Source organism: Streptomyces sp. DT2A-34, assembly GCF_030499515.1.
GTDB lineage: Bacteria > Actinomycetota > Actinomycetes > Streptomycetales > Streptomycetaceae > Streptomyces.
In genome coordinates, this window is sequence record NZ_JASTWJ010000001.1 from 3,092,576 (window position 1) to 3,107,971 (window position 15,396).

13 protein-coding genes and 1 pseudogene are annotated in these 15,396 nt (G+C 72.1%); 10 read left to right on the forward strand and 4 right to left on the reverse strand.

Going from position 1 to position 15,396, the window contains the following annotated elements; all coding sequences use genetic code 11:
* Positions 1-19: 19 nt before the first annotated feature.
* Positions 20-1,267: pseudogene (locus QQM39_RS13325) on the forward strand (beta-ketoacyl synthase); the annotation flags it as partial.
* Positions 1,268-1,285: 18 nt separating this feature from the next.
* On the opposite strand, the gene QQM39_RS13330 reads toward QQM39_RS13325, so the two are convergent.
* A complete protein-coding gene (locus tag QQM39_RS13330) occupies positions 1,286-2,323 on the reverse strand; it encodes a Ku protein (RefSeq protein ID WP_301996915.1) in 1,038 nt (345 codons plus the stop codon).
* A 51-nt stretch (positions 2,324-2,374) separates the two neighbouring features.
* Between QQM39_RS13330 and ligD the strand changes: the two genes are divergently transcribed.
* On the forward strand, positions 2,375-3,262 hold the full coding sequence (ligD, locus tag QQM39_RS13335) for a non-homologous end-joining DNA ligase (RefSeq protein WP_301996916.1): 888 nt from the start codon (positions 2,375-2,377) through the stop codon (positions 3,260-3,262).
* Between the two features lie 128 nt (positions 3,263-3,390).
* On the opposite strand, the gene QQM39_RS13340 is transcribed toward ligD, so the two are convergent.
* Positions 3,391-4,200 (reverse strand): nuclease-related domain-containing protein, encoded by an 810-nt coding sequence (locus tag QQM39_RS13340; RefSeq protein WP_301996917.1) that lies wholly within the window; start codon positions 4,198-4,200, stop codon positions 3,391-3,393.
* A 114-nt stretch (positions 4,201-4,314) separates the two neighbouring features.
* Here QQM39_RS13340 and QQM39_RS13345 point away from each other — a divergent pair, with 114 nt between their 5' ends.
* The 6 genes from QQM39_RS13345 (at position 4,315) to QQM39_RS13370 (ending at position 10,501) form a co-directional block, all read left to right on the forward strand.
* Positions 4,315-4,821, forward strand: coding sequence for a dual specificity protein phosphatase family protein (locus QQM39_RS13345; RefSeq protein WP_301996918.1), 507 nt, complete (start codon positions 4,315-4,317; stop codon positions 4,819-4,821).
* 92 nt (positions 4,822-4,913) lie between these two features.
* Positions 4,914-5,675, forward strand: coding sequence for a hypothetical protein (locus tag QQM39_RS13350; RefSeq protein ID WP_301996919.1), 762 nt, complete (start codon positions 4,914-4,916; stop codon positions 5,673-5,675).
* On the forward strand, positions 5,672-6,907 hold the full coding sequence (locus QQM39_RS13355; RefSeq protein ID WP_301996920.1) for a HAMP domain-containing sensor histidine kinase: 1,236 nt from the start codon (positions 5,672-5,674) through the stop codon (positions 6,905-6,907). The genes QQM39_RS13350 and QQM39_RS13355 overlap by 4 nt, the downstream gene beginning before the upstream one ends.
* Positions 6,908-7,054: 147 nt before the next feature.
* Positions 7,055-7,558, forward strand: coding sequence for an SH3 domain-containing protein (locus tag QQM39_RS13360; protein ID WP_301996921.1), 504 nt, complete (start codon positions 7,055-7,057; stop codon positions 7,556-7,558).
* 43 nt (positions 7,559-7,601) lie between these two features.
* Positions 7,602-9,029 carry an FtsW/RodA/SpoVE family cell cycle protein gene (locus QQM39_RS13365; protein ID WP_301996922.1) on the forward strand — a complete coding sequence of 476 codons (1,428 nt, stop codon included), beginning with the start codon at positions 7,602-7,604 and terminating at the stop codon, positions 9,027-9,029.
* A complete protein-coding gene (locus tag QQM39_RS13370; RefSeq protein WP_301996923.1) occupies positions 9,026-10,501 on the forward strand; it encodes a penicillin-binding transpeptidase domain-containing protein in 1,476 nt (491 codons plus the stop codon). The genes QQM39_RS13365 and QQM39_RS13370 overlap by 4 nt, the downstream gene beginning before the upstream one ends.
* Here QQM39_RS13370 and QQM39_RS13375 read toward each other — a convergent pair.
* Entirely contained in the window at positions 10,478-12,445 is a 1,968-nt protein-coding gene (locus QQM39_RS13375; RefSeq protein WP_301996924.1) for a nitrate- and nitrite sensing domain-containing protein, read from the reverse strand. The two genes, QQM39_RS13370 and QQM39_RS13375, sit on opposite strands and share 24 nt — an antisense overlap.
* A 168-nt stretch (positions 12,446-12,613) precedes the next feature.
* On the opposite strand from QQM39_RS13375, the gene QQM39_RS13380 reads away from it, so the two are divergent.
* Entirely contained in the window at positions 12,614-13,132 is a 519-nt protein-coding gene (locus QQM39_RS13380) for a DUF3291 domain-containing protein (protein WP_301996925.1), read from the forward strand.
* On the opposite strand, the gene QQM39_RS13385 is transcribed toward QQM39_RS13380, so the two are convergent.
* A complete protein-coding gene (locus tag QQM39_RS13385; RefSeq protein WP_301996926.1) occupies positions 13,129-14,235 on the reverse strand; it encodes a ferritin-like domain-containing protein in 1,107 nt (368 codons plus the stop codon). The two genes, QQM39_RS13380 and QQM39_RS13385, sit on opposite strands and share 4 nt — an antisense overlap.
* Positions 14,236-14,360: 125 nt before the next feature.
* Here QQM39_RS13385 and QQM39_RS13390 point away from each other — a divergent pair, with 125 nt between their 5' ends.
* The gene (locus QQM39_RS13390; RefSeq protein ID WP_301996927.1) at positions 14,361-15,299 is read left to right on the forward strand and encodes a diiron oxygenase; all 939 of its coding nucleotides are present in this window, start codon (positions 14,361-14,363) and stop codon (positions 15,297-15,299) included.
* The last annotated feature ends 97 nt before the right edge of the window (positions 15,300-15,396 follow it).

The following is a 15,396-nucleotide window of genomic DNA, read 5'->3' on the forward strand; positions in this document are numbered from 1 at the left end:
CGAGTCCACCGCGTCCGCACCGCGCAGAGTCGTCGTGACCGGGCTCGGGGCGGTCACGCCACTGGGCGTCGGGGCCGGCGCGTTGTGGCAGGGACTGCTCGACAGGCGCCACGGAATACGGGAGTTGGCGGATCCCGAGTTCGACGGGTTGCCCGTGCGGGTCGCCGGGGTCGTACCCGTGGATCCCGGTGAGCTGCTGCCCCGGCCCGTTGCCCGGCGGATGAACCGGGCCGCCCAGTTCGGGGTGCTGGCCGCCCGGGAGGCGTGGTCCGACGCCGGGTTCGTGGCGGGCGGTACCCGGGAGAGCGGGATCGATCCGGAGCGGGTGGGGGTGAGTCTCGGGGCCATCCTCGGCGACGCGTCCGTGCTCGTGGGCGGGGACCGGCAGCTGCGGGAGAAGGGGCCCCGGGCCGTCTCGCCGCTCACCACTCCCATGACCGTGCCCTCGCAGGCCGCCTCCCAGGTCTCGCTCGATCTGCACATCACCGGCGAGGCCCGCACCGTGACGAGCGCGTGCGCGTCGGGGACCGAGGCCATAGGGCAGGCGATCGACCGCATACGGTACGGGCGGATCGACGTCGCTCTGGCGGGCGGCGCCGAGGCCGTCGTCACGCCGGCGATCATGGCGTCCTTCGCGGCGATGCGGGCCCTGGCCGACGGGGACCCCGCCGACGGCTCGCCGTCGCGGCCCTTCGCCAAGGACCGGGGCGGGTTCGTCAACGGCGAGGGCGCCGGGGTCCTCGTACTGGAGGCCGAGGAGCACGCGCGGGCCCGGGGAGCGCGGATCTACTGCGAGGCCGCGGGCTGGGGACTCTCCGCCGACGCCCACCACATGGCCGCCCCCGACCCGTCCGGCAACGGCATCGCGCTCGCCCTGCGACGGGCCCTGCGGGACGCCGGAGGCCGCGTCGGGGACGTCGTCCACGTGAACGCCCATGCCACGGCCACGGTCGAGGGCGACCTCGCGGAGGCGGGTGCGCTGCGGGCGGTGCTGGGGCGACGGTCCGTACCGGTCACCGCGCTCAAGGGGCACCTCGGGCATCTGCAGGGGGCCGCGGGCGGGGTCGAGGCCGTCGCCGCCGTACTGACGCTGCATCACGGGGTGGTGCCGCCGACGGTGGGGTGCCGGGAGGTGGACGACGCGATCGACCTGGATGTGGTGACGGGAGCGCCGCGGGCGTTGCCGGAGGACGGGGACCTGGCGCTCAGCAACTCGTTCGGGTTCGGAGGGCACAACGCGGTGCTGGTGCTGCGCCGGTCGCGGTGAGGCTCCGGTCACCCCCACTCACGCGCTGCGCTTGCGGGCCGCCGTCTTCTTGGCGCTCTTCGCGGTCTTGGCCGTGCTCTGCTTCGCCGTGCTCTTCGCCGTGCTCTTCGCCGCCGTCTTCTTCGTCCCCTGGGCCGTCTTCGACGTGGACTTCTTGGCCGCCGCCGTCTTCTTCGCCGCCGTCTTCTTCGTCGCCGTCGACTTCTTGCCCGCCGCCTGCTTCGGGGCCGCCCTGGCCGACTTGCGCTCCGGCAGACGTCTGACCTCCGCCGGCTCCTCGCCGCGCGACTCCTTCGCCGCACGCACGCTGCTCTCCAGCGCCGCCATGAGGTCGAGGACCTTGCCGCCGGTGGCGGGTTCGGGCGCGGAGGGCGGGGCCTCGCCGGCCGCCTTCGCGGCGATGACCTCCTCGACGGCCTCGCGGTACTCGTCGTGCAGATCGTCGAGGTCGACCTCGCCGAGCGTGTCCATCAGGGCGTCCGCGAGGTCGAGTTCCTTGTCACGGACGGTGACACCGGTGTCGGGGGCGACGCCCTCCGGGGCGCGGACCTCGTCGGGCCAGAGCAGGCCGTGCATGGCGATGGCGTCACCGACGACCCGGAGCATGCCCAGCCGTTCCCGGCCGCGCAGCGCGAACTTGGCGATGGCGACCTTGTTGCTGCGCTTGAGCGCCTCGCGCAGCAGGGTGTACGGCTTGGCGGCCGGGGCGCCGCTCGCGGCGAGGTAGTACGCCGCGTCCATCTGGAGCGGGTCGATCCGGTCCTCCGGGACGAAGGCCACGATCTCGATCGTCTTCGCGGTCGGGATCGGCAGCTCGGCCAGGTCCTCGTCGGAGATGGGGATGATCGAGCCGTCCGCGTCCTCGTATCCCTTGCCGATCTCGCCCTGGGTGACCTCGCGGTCCTCCAGTTCGCAGAACTTGCGGTAGCGGATCCGGCCGCCGTCCTCGGTGTGGATCTGGCGGAAGGAGATCGAGTGGCTCTCGGTCGCGTTCACCACCTTGATCGGGATGCTGACCAGGCCGAAGGAGATGGCGCCGTTCCAGATGGATCGCACGTTCAGCACCTTTCGAGGCGATTCCGACCGGTTTCATGTGATTCTCATCGTATGACGCCGATCACAGAGGTGGAGGGACGGCGGCTCGCGCTCAGCAACCTGGAGAAGGTGCTGTATCCGGCGGCCGGGTTCGCCAAGGGCGAGGTGCTGCACTACTACGCGACCATCGCCGACGTACTGCTGCCGCATCTGCGCGACCGGCCGGTGTCCTTCCTGCGCTACCCGGACGGGCCGGACGGACAGGTGTTCTTCACCAAGAACGTGCCGCCGGGTACGCCCGAGTGGGTCACCACCGCCGAGGTGCCCCGTGCGGAGGGGCCGGCGCGGATGGTGCTGGTGCAGGATCTGCCCTCGCTGATGTGGGCGGCCAACCTCGTCACGGAGTTCCACACCCCCCAGTGGCTGATCGACGCGCCCGGCGAGGCCGACCGGCTGGTCTTCGACCTCGACCCCGGCTCGCCCGCCACCGTGGTCGAGTGCTGCGAGGTCGCCCTCTGGCTGCGGGAACGGCTGGCCGCCGACGGCATCGAGGCCTACGCCAAGACCTCCGGCTCGAAGGGCCTCCACCTCGCCGCCGCCATCCGGCCGGCCTCCTCCGAGCAGGCCACCGAGTACGCCAAGGAACTCGCCGTGGAGGCCGAGAAGGCCATGCCCCGGCTCGTGATCCACCGGATGACGAAGAGCCTGCGGCCCGGCAAGGTCTTCGTCGACTGGAGCCAGAACGCCGCCCGCAAGACCACGGCCACGCCCTACACCCTGCGCGCCCGCCGCGCCCCCACCGTGTCCGCGCCGGTCACCTGGGAGGAGGTACAGGACTGCCGCTCCCCCCGCTCCCTGACCTTCCTCGCCCCGGACCTGGCCCCACGGGTCCAGGACTACGGCGACCTGCTGGCACCGCTCCTGGACACGGACCGGGCGGGCGCGCTGCCGGATATTTAGCCCGTCCGGCGCTTGAGGACGAGGCCCGTCAGGGCCGAAGCGGGGGTCCGGGGGCGGCAGCCCCCAGGGACGGCCACCCCAGCCGACCCGCGCACTCGGCCGACGTGCACTCAGCCGACCCCCACGGTTCAGCCGGGGGCACCCCACACGCGCCGGTCCCTCGCCATCGCATGCAGCGCCTCCACATCCGCCGGCTTCAACAACCCACCCAGCCGAGCCAGCCCCTCCACCTCCGCGTCCCTGAGCACCCGGACCTCCCGCAACGGCCCGGGTATCGCCACGTCGGCCGGCCCGACCAGCACGAGGACCGGGCGGACCTCCGCGGTCAGGGCGTACGAGGCGCGGTCGGCGTCGGCGCGGACGCGGCGCAGCAGGGGATACGGTTCGCGGCGCCCGAGGGAGACCATCGGATCGGCGACGGTCACCTTCTGCTTACGGGCGTACAGGCTGTGCAGCACGAACAGCCCACCCGGCCCGATCACCAGATGGTGGATGCGGTCGCCGCCGGGAAGCGGAATGGAGTGCAGCGCGTGCCAGCCCGCACCGTCCAGCCGGTCCAGCGCCTCGCCGACCGTCTGCTCCGCGGTCAGCGCCCGCAGCCGCGGCTCGGGGCGGCGCAGCCGGTGGGAGCGGGCCGGATCCCGGTCGAGGGAGACGATGAGCGCCTCGCCGGGGCGGTTGGGCGCGAGGTCGTCGTCCGGGTGCAGGGACAGCCGGGCCAGCTCGGCGGGTGTGGGGACCGGCGGCGGGCCCACGGTCACCGGTCCGGTGACGAAGGGGCCGAGCGCCTCCAGCACCTCCTCCCGGCGGTCGTCGCTGAGCAGGTTGATCCTGGCGGCCTCACGGTCGTACCAGGCGAGGTTCCGCCCGTCCGTGAGGCAGACGTAGAGCCGCTCCCGGCCGTGCCGCCAGGTCGGTATGACGCGCAGTCCGCTCATGCACCATCACCCCACTGACCATGGGAACAGGCGGGGTGCCGCGGGGGCAAGAACCCGGTTACCTTTGCCAGGAGTTGGGCAGACCCCCCGGGAGGGGTGGTTGGGGAGGCGCCGTTGCGTACCCGCAGGAAGCAACCCGACGTACCGGCTCCGGACAGCCCGTGGAGCGAGATCGTGACCGGCCTGTGGATGGGCGGGCACGAGTTCCGGGGTTCGTCGGGACAACTGGAGTTCGCCGTCGTACAGGACGAGTTCGATCTCGTACAGACTCTGCTGCGCCTGCCGGGGCACGGGCCCGATCCCGGGGTCGAGCACCATGTGTGGCCGATTCCCGACGGGCCGCTGGACGGGACCCAGCTGGCCGGGGTGATACGGCTGGCGGAGGCGGCGTGCGAGGCGCTGGACGAGGGCCGCAGGGTCCTCGTTCGCTGTTACCACGGGTACAACCGCTCGGGGCTCGTCATCGCGCACGCCCTGATCCGCCGGAGCCACTCCGCCGAGCAGGCGATCCGGCTGATACGCTCCCGCCGCTCTCCGTGGGCCCTGCACAACGACCTGTTCGTCGACTACCTCCGGGCCGGCCTGTCGACCGCCCGGCTCCTCGAGGAACTCGCCGAGTAACCGTTTCGCCCGTCCGCCCACCGGGTGCGCAAAAAGGACTTCCGTACGAATAGGGTGTACGGGCCTACGACCGTCCCAGCCCCAGGAGAACCGTGCCCCGCAGCCGCCCCACGCGCGCCGTCGCGCTCAGTGCCCTCGCCGCACTGCTGCTGACGGCGGCGACGGCCTGCGGTGACGCCGGGGGGCTCCAGGGCGCGGGCCCGACCGAGACCGCGGTCAGCCCGGACAAGCTCTGGCCGGAGCTGACACCGGCGTCCAGCCCCGCCTATGAGATCGGCGAGGTGAACAGGGAGACCGTCAAGGGCGTCACCGTCCCCGGGGGCGACATCCGCGACGTGGACCCGGTGGCGGTCGTACGCAAGGAGATCGCCGGGAGTCCGGACGACTACTCCGGCGAGGACGCGACGTACCGGCAGACCGGCCGCTTGATGGCCGAGTGCGCCAAGGGCGCCGGGCGCGGCAGATGCCCGGTGCTCCAGCCGTACTACCGGGATCTGACCGGCGACGGGCACCCCGAGCTGACGCTGGGCTTCCGGCTGATGCCCGGCAAGACGACCGCGGTGCGCGTCTACACCGTCGAGAAGCGCAGGCTCGTGCAGGTGATGGGGTGGGACGACGCCCTCAGCGGCGTCGAGCTGGCCGGACGGTCGGTGATCCTGCGCTCGCCGTCCGAGGTCGCCGGCTACGAGTACCGGCTGCAGTGGACCTGGGCCGCGGACCAGAAGGCGATGCTGCTCACGCACGACGAGATGCTGCGCACCGGCCACCACAAGAAGACGCCCCACCCGTCGCCCTCGCCCTCGCATTCCGCCTCGCCCTCCCGGTCCGCCTCCCCCTCGGCGAGCACCCCATGAGACTCGCGCTCCCCCAGTGGGCCGGCACGCTCGCCGTGAAGGCCGCCGCCTTCATCACGGTGATGTGCTGCGCGCTCGCGGCGCTGCTCGGCATCCTCGTGCACGTCTCGGTGACGAACCAGACCGTGGGCCAGGCCCGCGACCTCGCGCTGTCCCGGCTGGAGGACGCGACGGCGGCGTTCGAGGCCGGGGACCCGCTCGGGCACCGCGTCAGCCTGGATCCGCCGGAGCTGCCGGAGTCCCTGCGGGAGTTGGCGTGGGCCGGGGAGCGCGGCACGATGGTCGCCGACCACCACGGCCGCCCCACGATGTGGGCGGCGGGGCCGGTCGACGGCGAGCGGGCCCTCGCGGTCGAGGTCGACTACTCGCAGCAGGCGCGCACCATCGAGGGGCTGGACCGGGCGATCCTGTGGTCGTCGGTGCTGGCGATCGGGGCGACGCTGCTGGTGGGCGCGTTCGCGGTGACCCGGGTGACGCGGCGGCTGCACACCACGGCCCAGGTGGCCCGGCGGATCAGCGGCGGCGACCTGGACGCGCGGGTCGACGATCCCCGTACGAAGGATCCGACCAGGCCGCAGGACGAGGTGGCCGCCGTCGCCGCCGCCCTCGACTCCATGGCGTCGTCGCTGCAGAGCAAGCTGCTGTCCGAGCAGCGGTTCACGGCGGACGTGGCGCACGAGCTGCGCACGCCGTTGACCGGGCTGCACGCGGCGGCCGAGCTGCTGCCGCCGGGGCGGCCGACGGAGCTGGTGCGGGACCGGGTGGCCGCGTTGCGCACGCTGACCGAGGATCTGCTGGAGATCTCCCGGCTGGACACCGGGCGGGAGCGGCTGGAGTCGGACACCGAGCCGCTCGCGGCGCTCGCGGAGCGGGTGGTGCGCGGGTCCGGAACCGACACGGAGGTCGTCGTCGTACGGGACGCCGTGGTGGAGACCGACCGGCGGCGCCTTGAGCGGGTGCTGGGGAATCTGGTGGCGAACGCGCACAAGCACGGGCGGGGGCCGGTGTCCCTGACCGTGGACGGGCCGGTGGTCACCGTGCGGGATCACGGGGCCGGCTACCCGGAGTACCTCCTCGCGCATGGGCCGCAGCGGTTCCGTACGGAGGGCGGAGCCAAGGGGCACGGGCTGGGGCTGACCATCGCGCTCGGGCAGGCGGAGGTACTCGGCGCACGGCTGACGTTCGCCAACGCGGCGGACGGCGGGGCCGTGGCCACGCTGACGCTCCGCTAGGAAGCAAGCGGGAACGGGGCGGTGCCCGCTCCTGCGGCCCGCCAGGGCCTCCCACGGCCTCCTATGGCCCAGCGTGGCGCGCGGCGTTACCGATGCGCTCTTAATGTGGCGGTTAGTCAGGTTCGCCCCTCTTTCCTGGAGGTTCCCATGGCCCTGCGCTCGCGCCTCGCCATATCCATAGCCGTCGGCGCTCTTACCGTCGCGGCCTTCGCCACGCCCGCTGCCGCCGATGACGAGTGGGGGTCCGGGAGCGACTCGGGTGCGTCCCAGGGCGACGACTGGGGCGGATCCCAGGGCGACGGGGGTGGAGGCGAAGGGGACGGCGGGGCCGGGGGCGACGGGGGCGGATCCCAGGACTGGGGCGGGGCCGGGGGCGACGGAGGCGGGGCCGGGGGCGACGGAGACGAGGGCGGGCGACGGTTCGCCAAGGGGGTCGTCACCGCGAACACCCTGCTGCTGCGCAGTGCGCCCAACCGGCGCAGCCAGGTGATCCGGGTCGTCCACAAGGGCGACATCGTCAGGATCTTCTGCAAGACGCCGGGCCAGCGGGTCCAGGGCAACCCCCTGTGGTACCTGCTCGCGGACGGCACCTGGGCCTGGGGTGCGGCGCGGTACATCGACAACATCGGGCCCGCGCCGCGCTGGTGCTGAGCCGTAAGGCACACAAGACGGACTATTTGGGTAGGTTCCGGGCATGACCAAGGCCGGAACCACCGGAACCACCCTGGTGGCAGCGGACGCGCCCGCTCCCGCCGTACGTCTCCCCCGGCGCCGTGGCATCGAACTGTCCCTGATCGTCGTGGCCGTCCTGCTCTCCGTGTACGGCTACTGCGCGGTCGGCCTCGCCAAGAACGGCACCGTCCCACCCGGTGCCGCCGGTTACGGCGCCGGGCTCGGTGTGCTCGCGCTGGTCGCCCATCTGGCGGTGCGCCTGCGCGCCCCCTGCGCCGACCCCCTGCTGCTGCCGATCGGCGTGCTGCTCAACGGCCTCGGCCTGGTCCTGATCTACCGGCTCGACCTGGAGACACCGGGCGACCACGCGGCACCCGCCCAACTCGTCTGGTCCACGCTGGGCGTGGCGCTGTTCATCGTGGTCGTGCTCCTGCTGCGCGACCATCGCGTACTCCAGCGCTACTCCTACGTCTGTGTCGTGGCCGCCCTCGCCCTCCTCACCCTGCCGATCTTCTTCCCCGCCGTGAACGGCGCCCGCATCTGGATCCGGATCGCCGGATTCTCCATCCAGCCCGGCGAGTTCGCGAAGGTGCTGCTGGCGGTGTTCTTCGCGGCGTATCTGGCCGCCAACCGCAGTGCGCTGGCGTACACGGGCCGTCGTGTCCTCGGGATCGACCGACTGCAACTGCCCACCGGGCGCGTCCTCGGCCCGATCGTCGCCATCTGGCTGCTGAGCGTGGGGGTGCTGATCCTCGAACGCGACCTCGGCACCTCACTGCTGTTCTTCGGCCTGTTCGTGGTCCTCCTCTACGTCGCCACCGGCCGCACCGGCTGGATCGCGCTCGGCCTGCTCCTCGCGGCGCTCGGGGCGGTGGCCGTCGGCCAGCTGGAGCCGCATGTGCACAGCAGGGTCGAGGACTGGCAGCACCCGTTCGCGTCGATCGACGCGGGCCAGGGCCCCAACCAGCTGGCCCAGTCCCTGTTCGCCTTCGCGGCGGGCGGCATGTTCGGCACGGGACTGGGGCTCGGCCACTCCATCCTGATCGGCTTCGCGGCCAAGTCGGACTTCATCCTGGCGACGGCCGGGGAGGAGCTGGGCCTGGCGGGCCTGTCGGCGATCTTCCTCCTCTACGGCCTGCTGGTGGAGCGCGGCTACCGGGCCGGCCTCGCGCTGCGGGACCCCTTCGGCCGGCTGCTCGCGGTGGGGCTCGCCTCGATCCTGGCGCTCCAGGTGTTCGTGATCGCGGGCGGGGTGACGGGCCTGATCCCGCTGACGGGCATGGCGATGCCGTTCCTGGCCCAGGGAGGCTCGTCGGTGGTGACCAACTGGGCGATGGTGGCGCTGCTGATCCGGGTGAGCGACCGGTCGCGCAGCCGGCTCGGCGTTCCCAAGGTCGAGGAGGCAGACCGTACGACGGCGTACGACGACCGGGCGGAGGCCGCCCGATGACCCGGCACATCCGGCATGCCGCGTTCTTCTGCGCCCTGCTGCTGATCGCGCTGCTCGTGAACGCCACCCGCCTGCAGGTCTTCGAGGCTTCCGGCTACGACGACAACGTCGCCAACCGCCGCGCCACCTTCGCCCGTTACGGGCAGCCGCGCGGTGACATCCTGGTCGGCCGCGAACCGGTCACCGGCTCCCACGACACCGGGGAGCACCTCCGCTACGAACGGACGTACGCCAACGGCCCGATGTACGCCCCCGTCACCGGCTACGCCTCCCAGGTGTACGGCACCTCGCTCCTGGAGCACACCGAGGACGGCGTCCTGTCCGGCACCGACCCGCTGCTCTCGCCGTTCCCGCTGGGGAAGGGCCTCGCCCGCGGCCGGAACCCCGGCGGCGACGTCGTCACCACCCTGCACCGGGGCGCGCAGGAGGCGGCGTACGAAGGGCTGGCCGGCCGCAAGGGCGCGGTGGCAGCGATCGAGCCGGCGACCGGGCGGATCCTGGCCCTGGTGTCCGCCCCCTCGTACGACCCGTCCGTACTGTCCGGGAACGGCTCGTCCGTGACCCGGTCGTGGAAGTCGCTGAACGGTGACGCGGACAAGCCGATGCTCAACCGGGCGGTGCGCAAGACGTATCCGCCGGGCTCGACCTTCAAGGTGGTGACCGCGGCGGCCGCGTTGGACTCGGGCGTGGTCCAGGACCTGGACGAGCCGACCGACTCCCCGGATCCCTACCGTCTCCCGGGCACCAGGACCTCGCTGACGAACGAGTCCGAGGGCTGCGAGGACGTTCCGCTGCGGAAAGCCTTCGAGTGGTCGTGCAACACGGTGTTCGCCAAGCTGGGTGTGCGGGTGGGGGCGAAGCGGATGGCCGCGACGGCGGCGGCCTTCGGTTTCAACAAAGCGGACCTGAGGATCCCCTTCTCGGTCGCCGAGTCCACCTTCGACCCGAAGGTGGACCGGGCTCAGCTCGCCCTGTCGTCGATCGGCCAGTACAACACGCGGGCCACTCCGCTGCAGATGGCGATGGTCGCGGCGGCCGTGGCGAACGGCGGCAAGGTGCGCTCCCCGTATCTCGTGGAGCGCACGACCCGGGCGAGCGGCGGCACGGTGTCGACGGCCGGGTCACGCCCCACCCGGCAGGCCATGCACCCATCGACGAGCGTTCGCCTGAAGGAACTGATGGCGGACGCGGTGCGCGAGGGCACCGGCACGAACGCCTGGATCCCCGGCGTGACGGTCGGCGGCAAGACCGGCACGGCCCAGCACGGCCTCGGCAACTCCGGCACGCCGTACGCCTGGTTCGTCTCCTGGGCGCAGGGCGACCGCGACCTGGAGCCCAAGGTCGCGGTCGCGGTGGTCGTGGAGGACGCGGACGCGGACCGGGGCGAGATCAGCGGGGGCGGGGACGCGGCGCCGATCGCGCGGGCGGTGATGGAGGCGGTGCTGAAGTCACCCTCGCAGGACGGCAGTTGACGTCGGTTCCTGAATCAGAACGGCCGGCAGGGCGACGTACGCGGTGACCCCCGTGCCCTGGGTGGGGCGGAGCTCGACATGGGCGCCGAGGCGGGCGGCGAGGGCGCCGACGACGTGGTGACCGAGGAACCGGGTCGGGGCGGTGTGCAGGGAGTCGCCCTTCCCCGACAGCACGGCGTTGGACGCGGCCATGCGCTCCGGGGTCATCCCGATCCCCCGGTCCACCACGGCCAGGCAGTACTCGGCGCCGTCCCGCCAGCCGTAGACCTCCACGGGCTGCTTGGGCGGGCTGAACATCAGGGCGTTCTCCACCAACTCCGCCAGGAGGTGGGACAGTTCGGCGACGCAGTGGCCGCGGACACCGCACTGCTGGATGTCCACCGCGGCCACCCTGCGGTACTGCTCGACCTCCGACACGGCCGAGCGCACCACGTCGGCGACGGCGACCGTGCCCTTCCAGGACCGGGCCGGCGACTCCTCACCGGCGAGTACCAGCAGGGACTCGGCGTTGCGGCGCATCCGGGTGGCCAGGTGGTCGAGTTCGAAGAGCTCGGTGAGGGCGTCCGGGTCGAGCTCCTGGCTCTCCAGGGTGGTGATCAGGCCGAGCTGCCGGTTGAGCAGGCTCTGGTTGCGGCGGCCGAGACTGGCCAGGGACTCGGTGCTGGTGCGGCGCAGCACGGCCTGCTGGGCGGCGAGGCCGACGGCGGTGTCCTCGACTCCCCGCAGGGCGGCGGCCAGACGGCTGATCTCCCGTGCGCCACCGGACAGTTCGGGCCGCCCGGGCTCCGGCGCGACCGGGCCGTCGGGGCCGGCCTCCTGGATCCGCCGGACGGCCTCGGGCAGCCGGCTCCCGGCGACGGCGTCCGCCTCGTCGGCGAGGGCGCCCAGCGGCCGGGTGATGGAGCGGGCCGAGAAGACGGCGAGCGCGACGGCCACGGCGAGGATCAGCGCCGCGAGCGCGAGGAAGCCGCCGAGCTGACGCGTGGCGGCGGAACCGGCCTCGGCGGCCCGCGCACGGACGTCGTCCCCGACCGCCCGCTGCACGTCGTGCAGATCGTCGACGAGGGTCGTCATGTCGGCCCACCAGCGGCCGGGGGCAACGGCGAGAGCGGACCCGTCGGCCCCCCGCTCGGCCCGCGCCTCGTACCCGGCGACGCGGCGCGCGGCGGCCGTACCGAAGGCGCCGTCGAGCGCGGACTCCTCGCCGTCCCCCGCCAGTTGCCGGAACTGCCCCAGGGCGGCCACCCGGGTGGCCCGGACCTCCGTGAAGTCGAGGTACTCACCGGCCCGGAACCGCCCGGCCGCGAACACCCCGTTGAGGGAGCCGCGTTCGAGAGCGACCGCCTCCGTCGCCCGGCCGAGCGCCTGGAGCGCCTGCACGCCCTGCGCGATACGCCGGTCGCCGTCCGGGGCGCCGGCCGACTCGGCGTCGATGAGGGCGGTGACGGCCTTGGTGTACGTCCGCAGGGTGGCGGCACGGTCGGCGGTGCCGGCGTCGACGTCCTCGCGAGTGGCGGTGAGGGCGGCGAGCGGAACATCCGCGGCCCGCAGCGCGGAGACCGCGGCGTCGGGCAGCGCACCGCTCTCCTCGTCGAGCGCGGCACGCAGGGCGTCCCGTGCCTCGTCGGTACGGCCGCGCTGCGCGGCGACGTCGTCGCGGTACCCCTCCTCACCCGCCAACAGCCCGTTGGTCAGCCCGCGTTCGCGCTGCACCTCCCGGACGAGCTCCTGCGCCCGCAACAGCACCCCGACATGCGCCTCGGTCCCCCGGGCGGCGGACCAGTCGGCGGCACGGTCGGCGACGCCGAGCCCGATCAGGGCGAGCAGCAGACAGGTCGGAACGGCCAGCACGATGGCCATCCGGCCGCGGATGGAGTTCCAGCCGGGAAGGCCGGCCGGGCGGCGGACGATGGAGCGGAGGGTGGTCAGTACATTCCCCGTCATGCCCCGCGAGGCTACGGGCGGGCCGGTCAGGGCACGGTTTCCCGCCCGTAAGACGCCGGTACACAGGTACTCACGCACGTGCCCTCCCGCCTGTGAAAGGGGGACATGTGCCCACGTACTGAGACGCCCCCTGGGCCTGCGGCTGCGCCCCGACCTATCGTTCGGTCCATGACGACATCAGCCACCCCGGAAGCCGCCTACGAACTGGCCCAGGTCAACATCGCCCGCCTCAAGGCCCCGCTGGATTCTCCGCAGTTGAAGGACTTCGTCGACAACCTCGAGCCCGTCAACGCCGACGCCGATGCCGCCGACGGCTTCGTCTGGCGGCTGAAGGGCGACTCCGGCGACGCGACCGACGTGAGCGTCTTCGGCGACGAGTGGCTGATCATCAACCTGACGATGTGGCGGGACACGAACGCCCTGACCGCGTACATGTACCAGGGCCGCCACCGCGAGATGCTGGCCCGCCGCCGGGAGTGGTTCGAACGGGTGCAGGAGGCGATGACGGCCCTGTGGTGGGTCCCCGCCGGCCACCGCCCGACGGTCGCGGAGGCGGAGTCCCGCCTCCTGCACCTGCGCACGAACGGCCCGACCCCGTACGCCTTCACCCTGCGCACGTCGTTCCCGCCGCAGGGGGCGGAGCCGGTACTGGGCGAGGTGCCGGACGACCTGGGCTGCTCGGTCTAGCCCTCGTCCCCGGCCTTGATCGCCCCCTCCACCTCCGCCACCCGCTCCCGCTCCTCCACCGCGAACCGCTCGGCGTCGAGCTTCTCGGCGATCTCCACGTCCTGAGCCATCAGCAGGTCCAGATTCGAGTCCCCCATCTCGAACACCCCCATGTCCACATAGGCCTGCTGGAGGCGCTCACCCCACAGCCCGATGTCTTTCACACAGGGGACGATGCGGGAGAAGAGCAGCCGGCGGAACAGCTGCAGGAATTCGGACCGCTCACTGAGCTGCTCCGCCTCGGCCTTCGGAATCCCGAAATTCTCCAGGACCTCCACGCCCCGCAGCCGGTCGCGCATCAGATAGCAGCCCTCGATGACGAACTCCTCGCGCTCCCGCAGCTCGGCATCGGTCAGCTGCTTGTAGTAGTCCCGCAGCGCCATACGCCCGAAGGCCACGTGCCGCGCCTCGTCCTGCATCACATACGCCAGGATCTGCTTGGGCAACGGCTTGTTGGTGGTGTCCCGGATCATCCCGAAGGCGGCCAGCGCGAGCCCCTCGATCAACACCTGCATACCGAGGTACGGCATGTCCCATCGACTGTCACGCAGCGTGTCACCCAGCAACGACTGAAGGTTGTCGTTGATCGGATAGACCATCCCGATCTTCTCGTGCAGAAAGCGACCGTAGATCTCGGCATGCCGCGCCTCGTCCGTCGTCTGGGTCGCCGAGTAGAACTTCGCGTCCATGTCGGGCACCGACTCCACGATCCGCGCCGCACAGATCATCGCGCCCTGCTCACCGTGCAGGAACTGGCTGAACTGCCAGGAGGCGTAGTGCTTGCGCAGCTCGCCCTTCTCCCGCTCGCTCATCTTCGCCCAGTACGGCGTCCCGTACAGCGCCATCGCCTCTTCCGGCGTACCGAGCGCGTCGTACGGATCGACCTCCAGGTCCCAGTCGATCCTCAGCTGCCCGTCCCACTGCTTGTCCTTGCCCTTCTGGTACAGGGCCAGCAGCCGTTCGCGGCCGTCGTCGTACTCCCAGCTGAAGCGCGCCGCGCCGGTCGCCGGCACCTGCCACAGAGGGTCCCCCGGATCGGTGGCGTACACGTCGAATGTCGGCATGTCCGGCAGGCTCACACGGAGTAGACGCCGGGTCAACAAGTCCTGCGCGGGGGATTGACGGGCTTGCTGACAAGCAGTCTCATAAGACGCGGACGACGTACCCCCGGTAACGAGGTGAGGGACCGATGACGACCCTGACGGACGCCGACGCGCTGGACGGCCTGCGCGACGCACTCGGCCTGCTCAAGGACCGCGAACAGGTGGCCGAACGCCTCCTCGCCTCCTCCGTCAAGCACTCCTTCGACCCCGACACGGAGCTGGACTGGGACGCGCCCTTCGAGGAGGGCAAGTGGTTCTGGCCGCCGGAGCTGCTCTCCCTCTACGACACCCCCCTGTGGAAGCGGATGAGCGAGGAGCAGCGCCTCCTCCTCTCCCGGCACGAGGCCGCCGCGCTCGCCTCCCTGGGGATCTGGTTCGAGATCATCCTCATGCAGCTCCTGGTCCGCCACATCTACGACAAGGCGGCAACGAGCGCCCACGTGCGCTACGCCCTCACCGAGATCGAGGACGAGTGCCGCCACTCGAAGATGTTCGCCCGCCTGATCTCCCACGGCGGCACCCCCTGGTACCCCGTCAGCCGCGCCCACCAGAACCTGGGCCGCCTCTTCAAGACGATCTCCACCACCCCCGGCTCCTTCACGGCGACCCTCCTCGGCGAGGAGGTCCTCGACTGGATGCAGCGGCTGACGTTCCCCGACGAACGAATACAGCCCCTGATACGCGGCGTCACCCGCATCCACGTGGTCGAGGAGGCCCGCCACGTCCGCTACGCCCGTGAGGAGCTGCGCCGCCAGATGGTGACGGCACCGAAGTGGTCCCAGGAGTTCACGCGGGTGACCTCCGGTGAGTTCGCGCGGGTGTTCTCGGTGGCGTTCGTGAATCCCGAGGTCTACACGAACGTGGGCCTGGACAAGAGGGAGGCGATGGCGCAGGTGAAGGCGAGCGGGCACCGGCGGGAGATCATGCAGACGGGGGCGAAGAAGCTGACGGACTTCCTGGACGACATCGGGGTGCTGCGGGGGGTTGGGCGGCGGCTGTGGAGGTCGTCCGGTTTGCTGGCGTGAGTCGGGGCCGGCGCGGGGTTGGGACGCTCGCCCGCGCTTGCGGGGTGCCCGCCTGCGCCCACCCGTGCCGCCCCAGCGGCACGACTGCCCGCAGGCC